Here is a 21,896-nt window from a genome sequence, read left to right on the forward strand (position 1 = left end):
CAAGTAGGGCGTGCTAGCAGTACTGTACTAACACGCCCTAATATGTACTAAGAATTAATCAGATAAACAAGCTAATGTTGTTGATTTGGCGATGCTACCAATCAAATATGCTATTTAACCAGTTTGATTTCTTCTCACACTGTTGCTTTATCTGACCGGTTTTATCCCAAACCGGCAGTTTGTAATCACTACGGCAGTTCATTTCTAAACCTCCATCAGATGTAGGCTTGAACCCTAATGTGGTGATTTCTCTTGGCCATGGGAGCTCTAAGCGCTCAGGAATACGCTGCTTCAAGTACTCTGCGTACACTCGTAATGCACCACTCGACCCCGTTAGATTCACGGGTTTATTATCGTCGCGGCCTAGCCAAATTGTCGTCACCTCACGACCATCAACACCGACAAACCAACTATCGCGGTTGTCATTACTGGTACCCGTTTTTCCTGCCAATGCAGCCCAACCAAACTGGCTTTGTAAGAAGCGGCCAGTGCCTTGAGCAACCCCTTGTTTCATCGCGTAGGTCGTTAGCCATGCAGCTTGTTCATCCACGGCTCTTGATGAACGAGGCAAGGATTGATACAGCACATTACCTTCCATATCCATGACTGAGCGCAGAGCGGTCAGTTTTGCACGCTTACCTGAATTCGTCAGAGTCTGATACATCTGTGCAACTTCGAATGGCGTCAAAGAAAACGAACCCAAAAACATCGAAGGCACTGGGCGAATTTCGTCTTTGTTCACGCCCAAACGCTCTAAAGTATTGGAGACTTCAGGAATGCCAAGTGCCATACCTAAGCGCACGGTCGGTACGTTAAGTGATTTCGCTAAAGCAATGTAAAGTGGCACATCACCACGATATTTTCTATCGTAGTTGCGCGGCGTCCACACGTTACCTTTACTGCTCTTCAGACTTAACGGCGTGTCGTGTAGCGTCGTGCCTAGGTTGTATTTATCCGGTTGTTCTAGAGCCGTTAAGTAAATCGCTGGTTTCACTAAAGAACCAATCGGACGACTGGCATTGAGCGCGCGGTTAAAGCCTTCATAACCGACACGTTTACCACCTACCATCGCACGGATTTCACCACTATGGCGATCAACGGCCACAGCTGCGGCTTCTAACTCTTTACCACCCCGTTTAGCTAGTTCTGGGATCTTTTTCGCGATAGCTTGTTCCATTTTGCTTTGCGATACTGGGTCCAGAGACGTAAATACGCGCAGTCCGGTCTCTGCCTTAAATCGCTCCCCAACTTTTTCTTTTAATTCAATACTCAATTGTTGGAAATAAGCTGGCTGACGGCTCGCAATACGTGGCTTGCTTTGCGTATCGAGTGGACGACTTACAGCTTGTTCATACTGCTCTGAAGTCAACATGTTTTGCTGCATTAACAGGCGCAGAACGAGATCACGACGCTCTTTCGTTCTCTCAGGGTAACGAATTGGGTTGTAGTAAGACGGTCCTTTTACCATCCCAACTAACATCGCCAGCTGATCGATTCGCAACTCCTGGATTGGCTGCCCAAAATAGTAACGCGACGCCAAGCCAAACCCGTGGATCGCTTCACCTCCACTTTGACCTAGGTACACTTCGTTTAGGTAGGCTTCTAAGATACGATCTTTGCTGTAACGGTAATCCAAAATTAGCGCGATATACGCTTCTCGAACTTTACGCCACAGTGTTTTATCACGAGTCAAAAACAGGTTTTTTGCCAATTGCTGAGTCAGCGTACTACCACCTTGAACAGTACGACCCGCCTTAATGTTCGCAACCAATGCACGTGCAATCGCGAGCGGTGACACCCCGTCATGTTGATAAAAATCCCGGTCTTCGGTCGCAAGCAGTGCATCCACCAAAATTTCAGGGAACTGATCACGACGTAAGAAAAGGCGCTGTTCATCACGGTCTTTCTCCAGCATGCCCAACATCTTCGGTTCTAGGCGCAAGTAACCAAGGTCTCCTCGAGATTCTAAAGACTGAATACGTTGCAAGCCGGAATCAGAGAAATGCAGCATAATGTGACGATCCGGCTCGGGACCATCGGCAAACTCGAATGGACGACGAATCAATTCAATCCGAGTGGAAGAAGAGGAATATTCGCCTGGGTAACGAGGTTGACTCACTTTACGGTAATTCAACACATCTAGCTCGTTGCGCAGCTCTTGGATAGTGATATTCTCACCAGGACTTAGATTCAAGATACGGGCATAAACCACTGTTGGCAGCTCAAATAGCTGACCTTCAAAGCGTTCTTTCACCACACTATCTAAGTAAATCCCAACAAACAGCAAAACAGCGGCAAGTGCAACGCCAGCTTTCCAGCTAAACGACCACAGAACTTTCAACCACGAACGTTTCTCGTTAGTCGGCTTTTTACTCGGCGTACGTCGAGTCTGTTTTGCGGTTCCTTTATTGGTTGTACTTTTCTTCGCTGGCGCTTTTTTCGCGCTAGGCTTCTTGCTGTCAGTCATTATTCAATTGTCTTTTTGTTTTCGTTGTTGCTACATGATTGGCAGGATCATCTGGCCAAACGTGTTTTGGGTAGCGCCCTTTCATCTCTTTTTGAACGTCTTTGTAGCTTCCGTTCCAGAAAGCCGCCAAGTCCGACGTTACTTGCAATGGACGTTGTGCCGGTGAAAGCAGTTCAAGCACCAAACGCTTGCGGCTAAGAGCCACCGTTGGGGAACCACTCTCCCCAAATACTTCTTGCATACGCACCGATAATATCGGCTCGTGGCCATATTGGTAACGGATACGCTTCTTTGAACCTGTGGGCAGTTGGTAATGCTCAGGTAACCATTCATCCAGTTGTTGATTGAGTGGCCAACCTAATCGAGCATTAAGCGCTTCGACCAAGTTTATCTTGCTCAGGTCTTTAACCGAGCTGACAGACGTCATGTATGGCTCTAACCACTCCTCTAATGAATCCAGCAAACTGGCTTCATCAAACATTGGCCATGACTGCTCAGGTAACCATTCCACCGCACAACGAATCCGAGCCAACAAGCTCTCCGCTGCCGGTGTCCAGTTTAGACTCTGTAAGCCCTGGCGGCGGACATACGTGAGTAAAGCTTGTGTCATTTTTTCTTTGCCCGGGCTTGGCAACGACTCGCGTTCAACGACCAGCAGACCGAGTTTTGTTTGTCGCTCAGCTATTAGACGGCCTCTTTTTTCATCCCAGTCCACTACTTCTTCAGACGAAAATAGCGTATCAAAGGTCGTTCGCAATATATTGACATCCAATTCACATGCCGAATGAATTTGACTTGAATTAGAATGAGAACGCATTAAGTCAACGGCAACCAAATACTCACAGCCACCTAGCATGTCTTCCTGATGACATTCTGCACCATGACCATTAGCCAAAGTAAATCGCCCAAATTGATTTGTGCGCTGCTGCGCAATGCGATCTGGAAATGCCAAACTTAACACCAGCGGTAATGCATCTTCATCCACACCTTTCAGGTCAAATACCGTATCCAATTTGTACGCCAGAGATTGAGCACGCTTGAACAACATCGACTTTTTTGGATGAGTACCAACAAGCCAACGATGCAAGCTATAAGCGATATTGGTAACATTTCTCTCTGGCTCTTCAATCAGTGCGACCGCCGCCAAAGCAGCATTTAACATCTTATCACTGTAAGATTGCGCTTTAATTAGCATCGCAGCCGCACGAGGCTCAACGCCTAGTTCATGCGCCTGTTTTCCTTCGGACGTTAATTGCCCTTTTTCCGTCAGTAGTCCCAATGACACCAATAGCTGCTTCGCTTGTTCCAATGACGCATTAGCGGGAACATCAAGCCACTTTAGATCGTGGATATCACTCGCTCCCCAAAAGGCAAGCTCCATAACTAAACTAGCCAAATCGGAATGCAAAATTTCGGGTTGGGGAACCAGCGGTTGCTGCTTGAACTGGTTTTCAGAATAAAGACGAACACAAATGCCCTCTTCTATTCGTCCCGCTCGTCCTGCACGCTGAATCGCTGAAGACTGTGCAATGCGTGTTTGCTCTAAGCGTGTTAAACCGTTTTTCAAATCAAAGCGGGCAATACGCTCTAACCCAGAATCAACGACGAGGCGAATGCCTTCAATCGTTAGTGAAGTTTCTGCAATGTTGGTCGCTAGAACGACTTTACGCTTACCTTGTTCTGCTGGCGTAATCGCTTTTTGTTGATCTGCAAAGCTCAGTTGACCATAAAGTGGGCATACGTCGATATCATCCGCTAAATGAGACAACCGCTCTTCAACTTGTTTTATGGCACCAACACCCGGTAGGAAAGCTAACAAAGATCCAGACTCTTTGTTCATAAGACTTTCTATTGTTGTTGCCATACTCGTAGGTAAATGCTCGTTCACACCTAACGGCTGGTAGCGCATTGCAACATCAAAGCTGCGCCCTTCAGATTCAATGTAACTGGCTTCTGGCAACAACGATTGTAATGCTTGTTGGTCAAGCGTTGCCGACATTACCACCAGCTTGAGATCGTCTCGCAATGCCTCTTGAACTTCTAAACTGAATGCCAAAGCGGTATCGGCATGAATGCTGCGTTCATGAAACTCATCAAAGATCAGTAGATCAACCCCATCCAGTTCAGGGTCAGTTTGGATCATCCTGGTCATGATCCCTTCGGTCACGACCTCCAGCTGCGTTGCAGAACTTACCTTTGCCTCGCCACGAACTCGATAACCCACGCGTTGACCTACTTGCTCTCCCAATTGCTCAGCAAGATAACGGGCAATGTTACGCGCCGCGAGTCGTCTTGGCTCAAGCATGATGATTTTTCCAGCAACCGAATGATTTAAGAGTAACTGCAAAGGGAAGTAAGTCGACTTACCGGCACCAGGCGCCGCTTTTAAGATCACTTGATGTTGATTTTTGACCGCCGTCAGCAACTCAGGCATCACGGCTTCAATCGGCAATTGTGACAAAGAAAATACCTTATGGTGTAATGGTGGCAACATTGTACATAAAAAATTTTTTGTCTAAATAAGCAAATGCATTTCACACCCGCTTTAGAGTCCGCCACTCTACTCAAACGTTATAAACGCTTTCTTGCCGATATCGAGCTCGATACTGGTGAAATCCGTACAATCCACTGCGCAAATACAGGTGCAATGACGGGTTGTGCAACGCCCGGAAACAAGGTTTGGTTTTCTACTTCCGACAACCCGAAACGAAAATACCCCAATAGTTGGGAGTTGAGTGAAACCGAACAAGGCCACCGTATTTGTATCAATACCGCGCGCGCCAATCAATTAGCCGTAGAGGCTATTGAAAATAATGTCATTTCAGAGCTTTGTGGTTATGACATACTTCAAACTGAGGTGAAATACGGCAATGAAAATAGCCGAATTGATATCTTGCTCAGCGCAGTCGACAAGCCAAAGTGCTATATAGAAGTGAAAAGCGTCACTCTTCTTGATGAGACCGACTCTACTGGACAAGGATACTTCCCAGATGCGGTCACGACTCGGGGACAAAAACACCTGAGAGAGCTCACAGAAATGGCACAAAATGGAAGTAGAGCCATACTTTTATTCACTGTTTTACATTCAGGTATTGAAAAAGTATCCGCGGCGCACCATATAGACGCGAAATATTCACTATTACTCAAACAAGCACAAGACGCTGGAGTGGAAGTTCTCTGCTACAAAGCTGAACTGAGCGATACTGGAATGAAGCTGATTTCCGCTATTGATTTTATCAATTAAGAGAAAAAATGATGTCGTCTTCACATTGACGATAACTTTGCGATTCAGTATTTGCTTGCACCGCCTCTTTTTGCTATAGATACCCGCCTTAAATTGACTGCGTAGCAGTTGACTAGGTGTAAGTAGGAGATGCTGTATGCCAGAATCAAAGAAGAAAACGATAGGCATCCTAGCCATTGCCGGCGTGGAGCCATATCAGGAAAAACCTGGTGAAGAGTACATGTCACCAGAGCAGGTTGAACACTTTACGAAAATCTTAACAGCTTGGCGCGACCAGCTAAGAGCTGAAGTGGATCGTACTGTTCACCACATGCAGGACGAAGCAGCAAACTTCCCAGATCCAGTTGACCGCGCCTCTCAAGAGGAAGAGTTCAGCCTAGAACTGCGTAACCGTGACCGCGAACGCCGTTTGATCAAGAAGATTGAAAAGACTTTGGATAAAATCAAAGAAGACGATTTTGGCTTCTGTGAGTCTTGTGGCGTAGAGATTGGCGTTCGCCGTCTTGAAGCACGTCCAACCGCTGACCTTTGTATTGACTGTAAAACACTTGCAGAAATCAAAGAGAAGCAAATGCAAGGTTAATCACCCAGCATTATGATTGTTGAAGGGAGCTCAGGCTCCCTTTTTGTTTTGGCTACCTTCGCACCCTATTTGTTTACTAAATTCGAGATACACGCATGACACGCTATGTAGGTCGATTCGCCCCATCTCCTTCTGGTCCACTGCATTTTGGTTCACTGATTGCCGCTCTTGGCAGTTATTTTCAAGCAAAAGCACAAAACGGAGCTTGGTTAGTACGTATTGAGGACTTAGACCCACCAAGAGAAATGCCAGGTGCAGCGCAACTTATCCTAGAGGCACTCAAGGCCTATCAGCTGCATTGGGATGGAGAAGTGGTATACCAGAGCGAACGTCACGACCTTTACCAAGCTCAAATAAACAAATGGCTCGAAAATGGGGAAGCCTATTATTGCCAATGTACTCGTAAGCAAATTAAAGAGCATGGCGGTTTTTATCCTGGCACTTGCCGCGATAAAAACTTGAAAGAAGGCGCGATTCGCCTAAAAATGACCAAGCCTGTCGCTCATTTCCTCGACCAAAAGCGGGGAACCATTACTATTCCAGAGCAACTCGTTAATGAAGATTTCATTATTAAACGTCGAGATGGATTATTTGCTTATAATCTTGCGGTAGTATTGGACGACATCGACCAAGGCGTCACAGAAGTCGTGCGAGGTGCAGACTTAATCGAGCCGACAGGGCGTCAAATTAGCCTGTACCAAATACTTGGTCAGCCAGAAGTTAGCTACTTGCATTTACCATTGGCGATGGACAACAACGGCAATAAATTGTCGAAACAAAATCACGCGACGGCTATTGATATAGATACACCAAAACCTACTCTATTGCGCGCCATGACATTTTTAGGTTTCGAGATACCTGAAACCGTAAGGGCGGCCAACATAGAAGATATTCTTCGTTGGGGCTGCGAAAACTGGCGCTTGGAACAGCTTCCAGCAGAGATCGAGATCACACCGTGATTCTCAAATGGCATTGTGTAGGCTATCATTAGCCGCAAATTAGGCCCTAGAGGCGTATAAAACTAACCAAAGCAAGATTGGATTAAACCCAGTTATTGCCAGATGCACATGAATACAAACGACTATACACCAAGCGAACCTGCCACAATTCCAGAGCTCGCTCTCAATGTAATAACTCGTGAAGAGCACAACATTTCGCGTAAGCAGATCAGTGATAATGCGCTGAAGGTACTGTACCGCCTAAATGGTGCTGGTTTCGATGCTTTTCTTGTGGGTGGCGGGGTTCGAGACTTACTGCTTGGACAAAAACCAAAAGATTTTGACATTGCGACCAACGCAACGCCGGAACAGATCAAACAGCTATTTCGTAACTGCCGTTTGATTGGTCGCCGCTTCCGCTTGGCTCATATTATGTTTGGCCGAGACATCATTGAGGTTGCGACATTCCGTGGTCACCACCAAGAGCAAAAGAATAAGAGCATTTCTCAGCAATCAAAAGAGGGTATGCTGCTGCGTGATAACGTCTACGGCACCATCGATGAAGATGCTGAGCGCCGTGATTTCACGATTAACTCGATGTACTACAACATCGCAGATTACTCGATTCACGACTACGCACGTGGTATTGAAGATTTAGAAGATCGCCTAATTCGACTGATTGGTGATCCAGAAACACGCTACCGTGAAGACCCTGTGCGCATGCTGCGTGCGGTTCGTTTCGCGGTAAAACTAGACTTTGATATTGAAGAAGACACCGCAGCGCCAATCGAACACATGGCACCGTTGCTCGGTGACATTCCGTCAGCGCGTCTTTTTGAAGAGTCACTCAAATTATTGCAATCCGGTCATGGCTTAGAAACCTACCACCTACTGCGTGAGTACAACCTATTCCAGCAACTATTCCCGACGATTGCAGCGCACTTTACAGAAGATTACTCCTCTCACACTGAGCAGATGTTGGATCTTGTCCTAGATTCTACCGACATGCGCATCGAAGATGGGAAACGCATCAATCCAGCATTTATGTTTGCTGCAATGCTGTGGTACCCACTGTGTGCGAAAGCCGATGAACTGATGGAAGAGCGCAACTTAGGCCATTACGACGCCATTATGGAAGCGAGCAACATCATTCTTGACGAGCAAGTTCGCACAATTGCCATTCCAAGACGCCACACCGCAACCATTCGCGAGATTTGGCAGTTACAGCTTCGTCTTCCACGACGTAACGGTAAACGTGCATTCCGTCTTATGGAGCTCAATAAATTTAGAGCTGGCTTTGATTTTCTTGAAATGCGCGGTGAAATTGAAGGTGGTGACACTCAGAAGCTTGCCAAGTGGTGGGAAACTTTTCAAAATGCAGGCCGAGAAATGCGTCAAGCAATGGCTGCCGACTTAGACGGTCAATCACCGAAAACAGGCCAACGCCGCCGTAAAACTTATCGCAAGAAAAAGAGTAAGCCCAAATCATGATTACAGCGTACATTGCGGTAGGCAGTAACTTGGCTGATCCTGTCAGCCAAGCGAAGCAAGCGATTGAAGCATTAAAAACGCTGCCTAAATCAGAGTTTGTTCAAGCTTCTTCGCTATACAGCAGCACGCCAATGGGGCCACAAAACCAACCGGATTACATCAATGCGGTTGTGTCTATTAACACCAGTTTGACGCCTATTGAATTGCTCAATTGCACACAAGCTATAGAGCAAGAACAAGGGCGTGTCCGTAAAGACGAACGCTGGGGACCAAGAACCTTGGACCTCGACATTGTGCTTTATGGCAATGAGGTGATTAATTCCGAGAGGCTGATCGTTCCTCATTATGGAATGAAAGAGCGTGAATTCGTACTCTACCCTCTTGCGGAAATTGCACCAAGTTTACAACTCCCTGATGGGACCGAGGTCTCTAAACTACTGGAACAAGTAGATAGAAACGGCCTCAGTATCTGGCAGTCATAGCCAACTCCTAGTAAGGATAAAACCATGAAAAAAATGACCATCAACGACCTAATCAAGTGGAAGCAAGAAGGTCGTAAATTTGCTACTTCAACCGCTTATGATGCGAGCTTTGCCCAACTGTTTGAAAGCCAAGAAATGCCAGTACTTCTTGTCGGTGATTCTCTAGGTATGGTTTTGCAAGGTCACAACGATACTCTGCCAGTAACGGTCGATGATATCGCTTACCATACTCGTTGCGTACGCGCTGGTAGCCCAAATTGTTTGTTGATGGCAGACATGCCATTCATGAGCTACACCACGCCAGAGCAAGCTTGCGAAAATGCGGCTAAACTGATGCGTGCTGGTGCCAATATGGTAAAAATTGAAGGTGGTGACTGGCTTGTCGACACGGTGAAAATGCTCACTGAACGATCAGTTCCAGTTTGTGCTCATCTTGGTTTAACTCCTCAAGCTGTTAATATTTTTGGTGGTTACAAAATCCAAGGTCGCGATCAAGAAAAAGCAGACCGCATGGTAAAAGACGCATTAGCGCTGCAAGAAGCAGGCGCTCAAATCGTCTTACTAGAATGCGTACCAGCTGAGCTTGCTGAACGTATTACGCAAGTGCTTGACGTTCCTGTTATCGGTATTGGTGCAGGTAACGTAACAGATGGTCAAATTCTCGTAATGCATGATATGTTTGGTATTTCTGCCAACTACATGCCGAAATTCTCCAAAAACTTTCTTGCTGAAACAGGTGATATGCGCAAAGCCGTTACTAAATACATTGAAGATGTAGCCAACGGTGTATTCCCAGACGACGCTCATACCATTGCCTAGAGGATAAATGCATGCAAACTTTTGCGGAAATCTCAGCAGTTCGTGAACACCTTAAAACCTTTAAACGTGAAGGTCGTAAAGTGGCGTTTGTCCCTACCATGGGCAACCTTCACGAAGGCCACTTAACTTTAGTGCGTAAAGCACGCGAATACGCTGATATCGTTGTCGTAAGCATCTTTGTTAATCCGATGCAGTTTGATCGTGCAGACGATTTAAATAATTACCCACGCACGCTAGAGGAAGACTTAAGCAAGTTAACCTCTGAAGGGGTCGATGTGGTATTTACGCCAACACCAGAAGTTATCTACCCAGAAGGTCTGGATAAGCAAACCTTCGTCGATGTCCCTGGCCTATCAACAATTCTCGAAGGCGCGTCTCGACCAGGTCATTTCCGTGGCGTGACGACGATTGTGAATAAGCTGTTTAACATCGTACAACCGGATGTCGCGTGCTTCGGCGAGAAGGACTTCCAACAACTTGCGGTTATCCGCAAGATGGTTGATGACCTAGCAATGGACATTGAAATCATCGGTGTACCAACCGTACGTGAAATGGACGGTTTAGCAATGAGTTCACGCAATGGCTTGCTTACGCTGGACGAGCGTCAACGTGCTCCTGTACTTGCTCGTACAATGCGTTGGATCAGTAGTGCCATTCGCGGTGGCCGCGATGACTACGCATCGATCATCGAAGATGCAAGCGACCAACTTCGAGCTGCAGGTCTGCACCCTGATGAGATCTTCATTCGTGATGCTCGTACATTACAAGTGATCACACCAGAAACGACACAAGCTGTCATTCTGATGTCTGCGTTCCTAGGCAAGGCTCGTCTTATCGATAACCAAACGGTAGATATGGTTGTCGAAGCGAAGGAAGAAGCTGAATCTAACAATACAAACTCAGAGAGCGCAGAGTAAGCTCTGAGTCATAAAAGTAAAAAGGTCGACTCTTAAGTCGACCTTTTTTATACTCTACGTATAGACGCAATCTAACCCTTCAGGGCGAGTTTTAAACCGCTTGTGCAGCCACATCCACGCTGGAATATCACGTTTTATCATTTTCTCAAGCTCTTGGTTCAAGATGCTTGCCGCTTTAACCGCATTACGTCTCTCGAAACACTCGCTAATGTCTTTTCCAATGTACAGCGTGTAATGGTGATTTTTACTCACTGTAACGCCAGATATAACCGCGCACTTTGTTGCATCAATGAGAACACTAGACCCGACGGTACTCGCCGCTTGTTCAACAGCAAAAAACGGCGCAAAAACAGAATGGTTAACGCCATAATCATGGTCGGGCAAATACCAAAGTCGATGACCACTCTTCAGAACTTTGATCATTGATTTCACGTCTTTTCGATCAATCATTTGATGTCCAAAACGAGTTCGACCTCGATGTTGAATAAACTCATAAGCAGGATTCGAATTTGGGCGATAAACGCCATAACCTTGGGCAAACCGGCTAAAAATACGAGCGGTTATCTCCAAGTTTAAATGGTGACTGCACACCACCAACACACCACGTCCATTCTTTTCCTCAGCGAGTAAACGATCTTTTCCAACAATAGAGGTTATCCGACGTATCCGCCAATCTGGCCAAAACCAGGCGATACCGGTTTCGATGATCGCCATTCCAGTATATTGAAAGTTTTTTCGTACTACGTCCTTACATTGCCAATCCGTAAAATCAGGGAAACACAGCTGGAGATTACGCAGAGCGATCTTGTGTCGGCGCTTCATTACATGCATCGCAATACAGCCGATGCTTCTACCTAAGATTCGTAATACTACGTATGGCAGTACATTAACAAGAATCGCTAAAGATCCAAATGCCAGCCATACAGACCAATATTTGGGCTTAAGTAATTGATAGGAGAAAGGCGGCGGCGGGACAATATTCATAGGATCACTCATTTATTACAAATGATTGAAACCTACCATGATAAAAACCGAAAAATTGTATGGGTATGTATTGTTATGCACGCGAAAGAGCAGCATGAGTCGCTGCTCTTTGCTTTATGAGAATGGCTTAGCTTCTTAGGCCAATCCCTTTGGTTACTAGGTAATGCGCAATGGCATACAGTGCAACAACAAACACTGCAAGTACACTAAATGAAGTGACAATGCCCACATCCGAGACACCTAAAAAGCCGTAGCGGAACGCATTCACCATGTAGACGATTGGGTTGATCTTAGAAACGCCTTGCCAAAATTCAGGCAGAAGACTAATCGAATAAAAGACACCTCCCAAGTAAGTTAGAGGAGTCAATACAAACGTAGGGATGATCGAAATATCGTCAAACGTTTTTGCGTAAACCGCATTGATCAAGCCACCGAGAGCAAATACCACCGACGTCATGAAGACAGTCGCGACAATAATGCCCCAGTGCTCCACTTGCAAATCAACGAACAAAAGTGACACACAAGTAACAATTGCACCGACCAACAAACCTCGAGTCACGCCGCCCATCACGTAGCCAGCAATAATCACATAGTTTGGTACCGGTGCCACCAGCAGTTCTTCAATGTTCTTCTGTAGCTTTGCACTAAAGAATGACGACGCCACGTTCGAGTATGAGTTAGTGATCACCGACATCATTATCAAACCTGGAACAATGTACTCCATGTAACTAAAGCCGCTCATCTCACCAATTCGAGAGCCAATAAGATTGCCGAAAATGATGAAGTACAACGTCATCGTAATGGCTGGCGGCACTAAGGTTTGCACCCAAATACGTGTAAAACGAGTGACTTCTTTGCTCAGCAAGCTGCGAAATGCCGTCCAATATAAACCGTACATTTAATTACTCCCCTCTCTTACAATGCTGACAAACAACTCTTCAAGTCGGTTGGCTTTGTTACGCATTGAGAGAACTTTAATGCCATGCTCGGTTAACTGACTGAATACCGAATTCAATCCTTGGCTTTTATCTAGTTCTATCTCTAAAGAGCCATCAACAATACTTTGTCGATTAACACCTTCAAGCTCAGGCACCTCGACTTCTGACTCAATATCCAAGATAAATGTCTCGACGCTTAGCTTACCTAGTAACGCCTTCATGGTGGTATTTTCAATCAGCTCACCACGATTAATAATGCCGATATTTCGACACAGCATCTCCGCTTCTTCTAGGTAGTGTGTCGTTAAAATAATCGTAATTCCTTGCTCTTGGTTGATCTCTTTCAGAAACCCCCACATTGAGCGGCGTAGTTCAATATCCACTCCAGCCGTTGGTTCATCTAAAATGAGTAATTGCGGCTCGTGCATCAAAGCTCTTGCGATCATTAAACGACGCTTCATCCCACCGGATAGGTTACGAGCACGCTCTTGGCGTTTTTCCCATAAATCCAATTTTTTCAGGTATTTTTCTGCTCTTTCTTTGGCTAATACTTTAGACACACCGTAATAGCCAGCTTGCTGCATCACAATTTGCTCAACGGTTTCAAACTGGTTGAAGTTGAACTCCTGTGGCACCAAGCCTAAATTCTGCTTGGCCAATTCGAGGTCGGTATCAATGTCATAACCGAAAACTTTCGTCGTTCCGGAGGTTTTATTCACTAAGGAGGAAATGATGCCAATCGTGGTCGATTTTCCTGCACCATTGGGACCCAGAAGCGCGTAGAAGTCACCCTTTTTCACTTGGAGACTTATACCTTTTAACGCCTCAAAGCCACCTGCATACGTCTTGCGCAGTTGTTCAATTTCTAATGCGTACATAAGGTCTTGATTGCCGTTTGTTTGTGATTACTAATACCGACTTATATTTAGCAGCGGTTTACTACAAAATCGCCTTGGGTATCGTATTGGAGGTCCATCAGTTTATCGTTGAATAACGATGATTACAAATAAACCTTTCGATAATATTGGAAATATAACCCTTGCCTCGTAAAGGTTATCTCTGAGTAAGACAAAATAGAGCATAAAAAAACGCAACAGGACACTGTTGCGTTTTTAACTGTCAGAATGATTACGCCGTTATGCGCTGATACTGGTCTGCCTCAACATGTGCCACCGCCGCATTCAATGCTTCGTAACGGAATTGGTACATATTTTCATCAGGCACAAGGTCAATCACATGGAATTTCTCTAGCTGTTCTCGTGTTCGCTCATTCGGGCATAATAAATACACGGCACAATTGGCATCGAGAGCATCCTTAATCGCATTCTCTAACGCCAAACCGACGGTTACATCAATCATTGGTACATCCGTAAGATCGAGAATCATCACGTCATAGTCCGAAATACTAGAGTGCTGACGTGAAATGGCTTTAGAAACACTAAAGATCATCGGACCGGAAAGATAAAAGAACAGCACTTTACCATTAGCACGATCCAACAAACCACGCTCGCTGTCAGTCAGCGGCACATCATCTTCATCCGCGTCGCTGATCGCTTTTACTTGTCGCGCCTGCTCTCGGCTCAAACGCTCGATGATGATAATGTTCGAGATAAAGACGCCTAAACCCACCGCAACGATAAGATCAACGAATACTGTAAGCAACATAACGCCATACATCACCGCCATTCCGGAAAAACTTACCTTATGTGCCCTCTGAATAAAGCTCCAGTCTAGGATGTTAAAGCCAACATACACCGCAATGCCTGCTAACACAGCCATCGGGATTGGCTCTGTTAACCCGCCAGCAACCAGTACAACCAACGCCAACATTAGTGCACGAATCACACCAGATAATGGCGAACGAGCCCCAACTTGGATATTCGTTACCGTCCCCATGGTAGCCCCCGCCCCCGGCAGCGCACCAAACAAGCCTGAGATCATGTTAGCTAACCCTTGACCTCGCAGCTCTTTATCTGAGTCGTGTTCTTTACGAGTTAATGAGTCACCGATAACTGCCGTTAACAAAGTATCAATACAACCTAATGTGCCTAGCACTAATGCATCAATGACCATCTCGACAAACATATCTGTGTCAATGTATGGTGCGACGAGAGAAGGTAACCCAGCAGGAATTTCACCGATACGACGAATATCTTCTGTATCAAAGAGAATCACAGACAATAAAGTCACCGCGACCAATGCCACGAGCTGTGCAGGAACGTATTTACGATATTGCTTAGGGAAGAAAAAAAGAATCCCCAAAGTCAGTAGTCCCAAAAACAACTCACTGAACTTAAGGTTAGAAATGGTCTCCGGCAAAGCAGATAACGTTCCGAGTACTCCCCCTGAAGGCGCAGCATGCCCCATCAAAGGCGATAACTGCAGAATGATAAGAATCACACCTATGCCAGACATAAACCCAGAAATAACGCTGTAAGGCATCAAGGTAACGTATTTACCCAGTTTTAACGTCCCCAATAGGATTTGGAACGCGCCAGCCATCATGACAACCGTGAAAGTCATAGCCATGCCCGTTTCTGGGTATTTCGCCATCATACTGGTTAATACTGCGGTCATGATTACCGTCATTGGCCCTGTCGGTTCTGATATTAACGTATTAGAACCACCAAATAACGAGGCAAACAAACCGACCATTATTGCCCCCCAAAGGCCGGCCTCAGCCCCGGCTCCGGATGCAACACCAAACGCTAACGCCAGAGGGAGAGAGATAATCGCCGTGGTTACCCCGCCAAACACATCCCCTTTGAAATTGATATCTTCAAAACGACTACCGAACACTGCTGATTTTCCCTGCATTCAATTTTAAAAAGTAAAATATCACTACTTTAACGAGCTAGGCGAAAATTTAAACCATAAATAGATTAAGGCTAAATTCACACCACAAATAGTTTCACCAGATTTTACTTTTTTCTTAATGAAAACTAGTCAGATGAGTCCTATCTGACGAATATTTAACGAGATCGAAATTGTAACATTGTGTATAGTTACAACACTGATCGCTTGCATGTGCACACAAACAGCGGCAGCGATTTTGTCTTTTAAGGGAAGTAGTTTGCAAAATGCCGGAAATAAAACAGTTATTTGAAAACAATTCGAAATGGTCTCAAGAGATCAAATCTGATCGACCTGAATACTTCGCAAAACTCGCAGAGGGTCAAAAGCCTGATTTTCTTTGGATTGGCTGCTCTGATAGCCGCGTCCCTGCCGAGCGACTAACCGGACTATACTCAGGTGAACTCTTTGTTCATCGGAATGTTGCAAACCAAGTTATCCATACTGATCTCAACTGTCTATCTGTCGTCCAGTACGCCGTAGACGTGCTTAAGGTTAAACACATCATTGTATGTGGACACTATGGATGTGGTGGCGTAAACGCAGCTATTGATAACCCTAAGCTAGGTCTTATTAATAATTGGCTGTTACATATCAGAGATATCTATTTCAAACACCGCACTTACCTAGATCAAATGCCGCAACAAGATCGAGCGGATAAACTAGGCGAGCTTAATGTTGCAGAGCAAGTGTACAACTTGGGTAACTCAACCATCCTGCAAAACGCTTGGGAGCGTGGACAAGATGTTGAAATTCATGGTGTGGTATACGGAATTGAAGATGGTCGCTTAGAGTACTTAGGCATTCGTTCTAACTCTAAGGAAACCGTAGAAGCGTCTTACCAGAAAGCTCTTTCGACGATTCTAAATACAGACAACAAGCTCCTTTGTCGCTAAGTCATATCTAAAAGTTGAACGAAAAACGCCCATCTTAGATGGGCGTTTTTTTATATTTTTAATGCTGAACTCAATAATTATTCTTGAGGTACAACTTTACCGATGTATGGTAAGTGGCGGTATTTCTGCGCGTAATCAATACCCACCCCAACGACAAACTCATCTGGGATTTCGAAACCAATCCAATCCACAGGAACATTCACTTCACGACGAGATGGTTTATCTAGGAGCGTACAAATCGCGATAGACTTCGGCTCACGCAGTGATAAGATCTCACGGATTTTATTTAGTGTGTTACCTGTATCAATGATGTCTTCAACAAGCAAAATGTCTTTGCCTTTGATGTCATCATCCAAATCTTTCAAGATACGAACGTCACGTGAGCTTTCCATCGTATTGCCGTAGCTTGACGCAGTCATAAAATCAACTTGGTGAGTCAGTTCGATAGCACGTGCCAAGTCTGCCATAAATACAAATGAGCCTCGCAATAAGCCTACCAACACAAGATCTTCACTACCTTGATAACGCTCTGTAATTTGTTTGCCTAATTCACGAACTCGCTCCTGAACTTCTTGCTCAGAAATCATGACTTCTATTGTATGTTTCATACTGTGCTCAATCTAAATTTGTGGGTTGAGGTAAGTCGCACGCAAACGATCACCTAATCTTACGGCGTGTAGTGTATCACCACGTTCATTGGGTTGAAAGTCGCATCCTGTTGCCAACAAATCTTGGAAGAAGGTCTTAGTTTTATAAAGTTCATAGCTAAATTTATCAATAATAATGACATTACTGTATATAAATTGTTCTACAGATGTTGACCTTGTGCATATGCACCATTACACTCATCACTGCTTTAAGCAACTATTAAAATAATCAATTAGGGGGTTACCCCCAATATCAACTCAAATGGCAAGGAAAATGGATATGGACTCAATTGCAAAGAGACCTAGAACTAGGCTTTCTCCAATTAAGCGTAAGCAACAGTTAATGGAAATCGCATTGGAAGTATTTGCGCGCCGCGGCATCGGTCGTGGTGGTCACGCAGATATCGCAGAAATTGCTCAAGTTTCTGTAGCGACTGTTTTTAACTACTTCCCTACACGCGAAGACTTGGTGGATGAAGTTCTCAATCACGTCGTACGTCAGTTCTCAAACTTCCTATCGGATAACATAGACCTAGACTTACATGCACGTGAAAACATCGCCAATATTACTAATGCGATGATCGAGCTTGTCAGCCAAGATTGTCACTGGCTAAAAGTATGGTTCGAGTGGAGTGCTTCAACACGTGACGAAGTATGGCCATTGTTTGTTTCAACTAACCGTACTAACCAGTTGCTGGTACAAAACATGTTCATTAAAGCAATTGAACGTGGCGAAGTGTGTGACCAGCACGATTCAGAACACTTGGCAAACCTGTTCCACGGTATTTGTTACTCACTGTTTGTCCAAGCGAACCGCGCTAAAGGTGAAGCGGAGCTGAAACACCTAGTGAATTCATACTTAGATATGCTTTGCATTTACAACCGTGAACACTAAAGCTTAGCTCGTAATATATGTCAGCCCACCGTTTGGTGGGCTTTTTATTGTCTGCTGTCAGCTAAGCACACATTTATATTTCTATATAACAAGCATAAAAAAACCGCTGCAATGCAGCGGCTTCTATCACTCAGTCAGAAAAAGCTTACTTCTTCTTAACTGCTTTTTTGTTTGGCAGGTCAGTGATTGAACCTTCAAATACTTCAGCAGCTAGACCTACAGACTCGTGTAGAGTTGGGTGAGCGTGGATAGTCAGAGCGATATCTTCTGCATCACAGCCCATCTCAATTGCAAGGCCGATTTCACCAAGTAGTTCACCACCGTTAGTACCAACGATAGCACCACCGATTACGCGATGAGTTTCTTTGTCGAAGATTAGCTTAGTCATACCGTCTGCACAGTCAGATGCGATTGCACGACCTGATGCTGCCCATGGGAATGTTGCTACTTCGTACTTGATGCCTTCTTCTTTCGCTTCTTTTTCAGTCTTACCAACCCAAGCCACTTCTGGCTCAGTGTACGCAATTGAAGGGATAACTTTAGGGTCAAAGTAGTGCTTCTTACCAGAGATAACTTCAGCAGCTACGTGACCTTCATGCACACCTTTGTGAGCAAGCATTGGTTGACCAACGATATCACCGATCGCGAAGATGTGAGGAACGTTAGTACGCATTTGCTTATCAACGTTGATGAAGCCGCGCTCGTCAATTTCTAGACCCGCTTTTTCACCGTCGATTAGCTTACCATTTGGTACACGACCGATAGCAACTAGAACCGCATCGTAACGCTCAGCTTCAGCTGGCGCTTTCTTGCCTTCCATTGAAACGTAGATACCGTCTTCTTTTGCTTCAACTGCTGTTACTTTCGTTTCTAGCATTAGCTTGAACTTGTCTTTGATACGCTTAGTAAATACTTTCACGATATCTTTGTCTGCTGCAGGAATTACCTGGTCAAACATTTCAACAACTTCAACTTTAGAACCTAGAGAGTGGTAAACCGTACCCATTTCTAGACCGATGATACCACCGCCCATGATAAGCAGTTTTTCTGGCACTTCTTTTAGTTCTAGAGCGTCAGTAGAGTCCCAAATACGTGGGTCTTCATGCGGGATAAATGGCAGTTTGATTGGACGAGAACCAGCCGCAACGATTGCGTTGTCAAAGTTAACAACTGTTGGCTCACCTTCGCCTTCTACAAGGATAGAGTTAGGGCCAGTGAACTTACCGTAACCGTTAACTACTGTTACGTTACGCATCTTAGCCATACCGCTTAGGCCGCCAGTTAGTTGGTTAACAACTTTTTCTTTCCAGATGCGGATTTTGCTGATGTCTGTTTGAGGCTCACCGAACACAACGCCGTGGTCAGCCATCGCTTTCGCTTCTTCAATTACTTTAGAAACGTGAAGCAGTGCTTTAGATGGGATACAACCCACGTTCAGACATACACCGCCAAGCGTGCTGTAACGTTCAACTAGTACAGTTTCAAGACCTAAGTCCGCACAACGGAATGCAGCGGAGTAACCAGCAGGACCAGAACCAAGTACAACAACTTGGGCTTTAATTTCTTTGCTCATTTTGACCTCTTGTAGTCATTATCCCTAACAGGCTGAGTGGGTATCGATTTTTTATGTTTAAGAGAGATTTGTTTTAAACAGTTATTTTCAGACCGCTAACAGTTTACAGAGATGTTAATGGTGTGAAAAGTAAATCAATTTAGCCTGTGAGCTAGACAACAATTCGATTGTGAAAACCCTGAACGAAGCAAGGCTGATAACCAAATTGTCGGTAATTATGATTAGCAGAGGCGGCTAAGTTGCCGCCTCTCATTCATCTAATTTCTATTACAGAACTAGACGACGAATGTCAGATAGACATGAGTTTAGGTAAGTGATGAAGCGCGCACCTTCAGCACCATCGATCACACGGTGGTCGTATGATAGAGACAGTGGAAGTTGTAGACGCGGTTCGAACTCTTTACCGTTCCATACCGGTTTCATTTCTGACTTAGACACACCTAGGATACCAACTTCTGGTGCGTTTACGATTGGAGTAAACGCTGTACCGCCGATACCGCCTAGGCTAGAGATAGTGAAACAGCCACCTTGCATGTCAGCCGCAGTTAGCTTACCAGCACGTGCTTTCTTAGAAACCGCCATTAGCTCTTCAGATAGCTCGTAGATGCCTTTCTTGTTCACGTCTTTAAATACAGGAACAACTAGACCGTTTGGTGTATCTACCGCGATACCAACATTCACGTATTTCTTCAGAATTAGGCTCTCACCGTCTTCTGATAGAGAAGAGTTGAACGCTGGGAACGCTTCAAGCGCTTTAGCTACCGCTTTCATGATGAACACAAGTGGTGTGATCTTCATGCCAGTGTCTTTCTTCGCTTCAATCGCGTTTTGCTCTTTACGGAATGCTTCAAGAGCCGTGATGTCTGCGTTATCCCACTGTGTAACGTGCGGGATCATTACCCAGTTACGGTGTAGGTTTGCGCCAGAGATCTTCTTAATGCGAGATAGCGGTTGAACTTCTGTCTCACCAAACTTGCTGAAGTCCACTTTTGGCCATGGTAGTAGACCAAGAGCCGCGCCGTCGCCTTTGCCAGATGCTGCTGCACCTGCGCCAGACTCAAGACGCTTAAGTGCATCTTTCACGTAAGCTTGAACGTCTTCTTTTAGGATACGGCTCTTACGACCAGAACCTTTAACCTTAGAAAGATTAACGCCAAATTCACGCGCTAGACGACGAACAACTGGAGACGCGTGAGCGTACTCATCGTTTTCTTTGAAATCGCCAGTCGCTGCTGGAGCTGCTGCCGCTGGAGCTTCTGCTTTAGGAGCTGGAGCTGCAGGTGCTGCCGCTTGAGCTGGAGCTGCTGCAGGAGCAGGTGCTGCGCCCGCCACTTCGAATACCATGATTAGTGAGCCAGTAGACACTTTGTCGCCAGCTGCAATCTTGATTTCTTTAACTGTGCCAGCGAATGGTGCAGGAACTTCCATAGAAGCTTTGTCACCTTCAACAGTGATTAGAGATTGCTCTTCTTCCACTGTGTCGCCAACCGCAACCATGATCTCAGTAACTTCAACTTCGTCGCCGCCGATATCTGGTACGTTCACTTCTTTTGCCGCAGACGCTGCTGGAGCTGCTGCCGCAGGAGCTTCAGCTGCCGCTGGTGCTGCTGGAGCGCCTGAACCTGCGGTTTCGAATACCATGATAAGTGAGCCAGTCGATACTTTATCGCCTGCTGCAACTTTGATCTCTTTTAGAGTACCTGCGAATGGCGCTGGAACTTCCATAGAAGCTTTGTCGCCTTCAACAGTTAGAAGAGATTGCTCTTCTTCGATGCTGTCGCCAACGGCAACCATGATTTCAGTAACTTCTACTTCATCACCACCGATGTCTGGTACGTGAACTTCTTTTAGTTCTGCCGCTGCTGCTGGAGCTGGAGCTGCTGTTGGAGCTGCTTCTGCCGCAGGAGCAGGTGCAGCGTCAGCTGCACCCTCGGCTTCGAAAATCATGATTAGAGAACCAGTAGAAACCTTGTCGCCTTCTGCAACTTTGATTTCTTTAACGATACCCGCTTGAGAAGCAGGAACTTCCATAGAAGCTTTATCGCCTTCAACTGTGATCAGAGACTGCTCTTCTTCAACCTTGTCGCCAACGCTTACAAGAATCTCAGTAACTTCAACCTCATCCGCACCGATGTCTGGTACATTAATTTCGATTGCCATTTCTTATCT

18 protein-coding genes are annotated in these 21,896 nt (G+C 45.4%); 9 read left to right on the forward strand and 9 right to left on the reverse strand.

Annotated features, from left to right (window positions below; all coding sequences use genetic code 11):
- Positions 1-94: 94 nt before the first annotated feature.
- Positions 95-2,467, reverse strand: a complete 2,373-nt coding sequence (mrcB, locus tag R7M92_RS11570) for a penicillin-binding protein 1B (protein WP_005380020.1) — start codon at positions 2,465-2,467, stop codon at positions 95-97.
- Positions 2,460-4,928, reverse strand: a complete 2,469-nt coding sequence (gene hrpB / locus R7M92_RS11575; protein WP_213901485.1) for an ATP-dependent helicase HrpB — start codon at positions 4,926-4,928, stop codon at positions 2,460-2,462. The genes mrcB and hrpB overlap by 8 nt, the downstream gene beginning before the upstream one ends.
- A gap of 66 nt (positions 4,929-4,994) precedes the next feature.
- On the opposite strand from hrpB, the gene sfsA reads away from it, so the two are divergent.
- From sfsA to panC, 7 genes are all read left to right on the forward strand, one after another.
- Entirely contained in the window at positions 4,995-5,711 is a 717-nt protein-coding gene (gene sfsA, locus R7M92_RS11580; RefSeq protein ID WP_318133399.1) for a DNA/RNA nuclease SfsA, read from the forward strand.
- 136 nt (positions 5,712-5,847) lie between these two features.
- Complete coding sequence (gene dksA, locus R7M92_RS11585) at positions 5,848-6,294, forward strand: RNA polymerase-binding protein DksA (protein ID WP_005386584.1); 447 nt, start codon at positions 5,848-5,850, stop codon at positions 6,292-6,294.
- 95 nt (positions 6,295-6,389) lie between these two features.
- Positions 6,390-7,253, forward strand: a complete 864-nt coding sequence (gluQRS, locus tag R7M92_RS11590) for a tRNA glutamyl-Q(34) synthetase GluQRS (protein WP_104975576.1) — start codon at positions 6,390-6,392, stop codon at positions 7,251-7,253.
- A gap of 102 nt (positions 7,254-7,355) precedes the next feature.
- On the forward strand, positions 7,356-8,723 hold the full coding sequence (gene pcnB, locus R7M92_RS11595) for a polynucleotide adenylyltransferase PcnB (protein ID WP_005386589.1): 1,368 nt from the start codon (positions 7,356-7,358) through the stop codon (positions 8,721-8,723).
- Positions 8,720-9,205: a 2-amino-4-hydroxy-6-hydroxymethyldihydropteridine diphosphokinase gene (gene folK / locus R7M92_RS11600; protein WP_005380007.1), complete on the forward strand. Its 486-nt coding sequence runs from the start codon at positions 8,720-8,722 to the stop codon at positions 9,203-9,205. Before pcnB ends, folK begins: the two co-directional genes overlap by 4 nt.
- A gap of 24 nt (positions 9,206-9,229) precedes the next feature.
- Positions 9,230-10,024, forward strand: a complete 795-nt coding sequence (panB, locus tag R7M92_RS11605) for a 3-methyl-2-oxobutanoate hydroxymethyltransferase (protein ID WP_005386592.1) — start codon at positions 9,230-9,232, stop codon at positions 10,022-10,024.
- An 11-nt stretch (positions 10,025-10,035) separates the two neighbouring features.
- Positions 10,036-10,941: a pantoate--beta-alanine ligase gene (gene panC, locus R7M92_RS11610; protein ID WP_005380005.1), complete on the forward strand. Its 906-nt coding sequence runs from the start codon at positions 10,036-10,038 to the stop codon at positions 10,939-10,941.
- A gap of 54 nt (positions 10,942-10,995) precedes the next feature.
- Here panC and R7M92_RS11615 read toward each other — a convergent pair whose 3' ends face one another.
- From R7M92_RS11615 to R7M92_RS11630, 4 genes are all read right to left on the reverse strand, one after another.
- Positions 10,996-11,925 (reverse strand): Kdo(2)-lipid IV(A) acyltransferase, encoded by a 930-nt coding sequence (locus R7M92_RS11615; RefSeq protein ID WP_213871669.1) that lies wholly within the window; start codon positions 11,923-11,925, stop codon positions 10,996-10,998.
- Between the two features lie 127 nt (positions 11,926-12,052).
- Positions 12,053-12,823, reverse strand: a complete 771-nt coding sequence (locus tag R7M92_RS11620; protein ID WP_005386598.1) for an ABC transporter permease — start codon at positions 12,821-12,823, stop codon at positions 12,053-12,055.
- On the reverse strand, positions 12,824-13,741 hold the full coding sequence (locus R7M92_RS11625) for an ABC transporter ATP-binding protein (RefSeq protein ID WP_005380000.1): 918 nt from the start codon (positions 13,739-13,741) through the stop codon (positions 12,824-12,826).
- Positions 13,742-13,991: 250 nt separating this feature from the next.
- Positions 13,992-15,662: a SulP family inorganic anion transporter gene (locus R7M92_RS11630; RefSeq protein ID WP_005379997.1), complete on the reverse strand. Its 1,671-nt coding sequence runs from the start codon at positions 15,660-15,662 to the stop codon at positions 13,992-13,994.
- A 281-nt stretch (positions 15,663-15,943) separates the two neighbouring features.
- Between R7M92_RS11630 and can the strand changes: the two genes are divergently transcribed.
- The gene (gene can, locus R7M92_RS11635; protein ID WP_005379996.1) at positions 15,944-16,612 is read left to right on the forward strand and encodes a carbonate dehydratase; all 669 of its coding nucleotides are present in this window, start codon (positions 15,944-15,946) and stop codon (positions 16,610-16,612) included.
- 77 nt (positions 16,613-16,689) lie between these two features.
- Here the strand turns inward: can and hpt are convergent, their stop codons facing one another.
- Positions 16,690-17,220 carry a hypoxanthine phosphoribosyltransferase gene (gene hpt, locus R7M92_RS11640; protein WP_005379995.1) on the reverse strand — a complete coding sequence of 177 codons (531 nt, stop codon included), beginning with the start codon at positions 17,218-17,220 and terminating at the stop codon, positions 16,690-16,692.
- A gap of 319 nt (positions 17,221-17,539) precedes the next feature.
- Between hpt and opaR the strand changes: the two genes are divergently transcribed.
- The gene (gene opaR, locus R7M92_RS11645) at positions 17,540-18,154 is read left to right on the forward strand and encodes a transcriptional regulator OpaR (protein WP_005379994.1); all 615 of its coding nucleotides are present in this window, start codon (positions 17,540-17,542) and stop codon (positions 18,152-18,154) included.
- A gap of 145 nt (positions 18,155-18,299) precedes the next feature.
- Here opaR and lpdA read toward each other — a convergent pair whose 3' ends face one another.
- The gene (gene lpdA, locus R7M92_RS11650) at positions 18,300-19,727 is read right to left on the reverse strand and encodes a dihydrolipoyl dehydrogenase (protein WP_005379993.1); all 1,428 of its coding nucleotides are present in this window, start codon (positions 19,725-19,727) and stop codon (positions 18,300-18,302) included.
- 267 nt (positions 19,728-19,994) lie between these two features.
- A complete protein-coding gene (aceF, locus tag R7M92_RS11655) occupies positions 19,995-21,887 on the reverse strand; it encodes a pyruvate dehydrogenase complex dihydrolipoyllysine-residue acetyltransferase (RefSeq protein WP_213871671.1) in 1,893 nt (630 codons plus the stop codon).
- Between the last annotated feature and the right edge of the window lie 9 nt (positions 21,888-21,896).

Origin of the sequence: Vibrio sp. Vb2880 (genome assembly GCF_033337975.1) — a bacterium.
Lineage (GTDB): Bacteria > Pseudomonadota > Gammaproteobacteria > Enterobacterales > Vibrionaceae > Vibrio > Vibrio alginolyticus.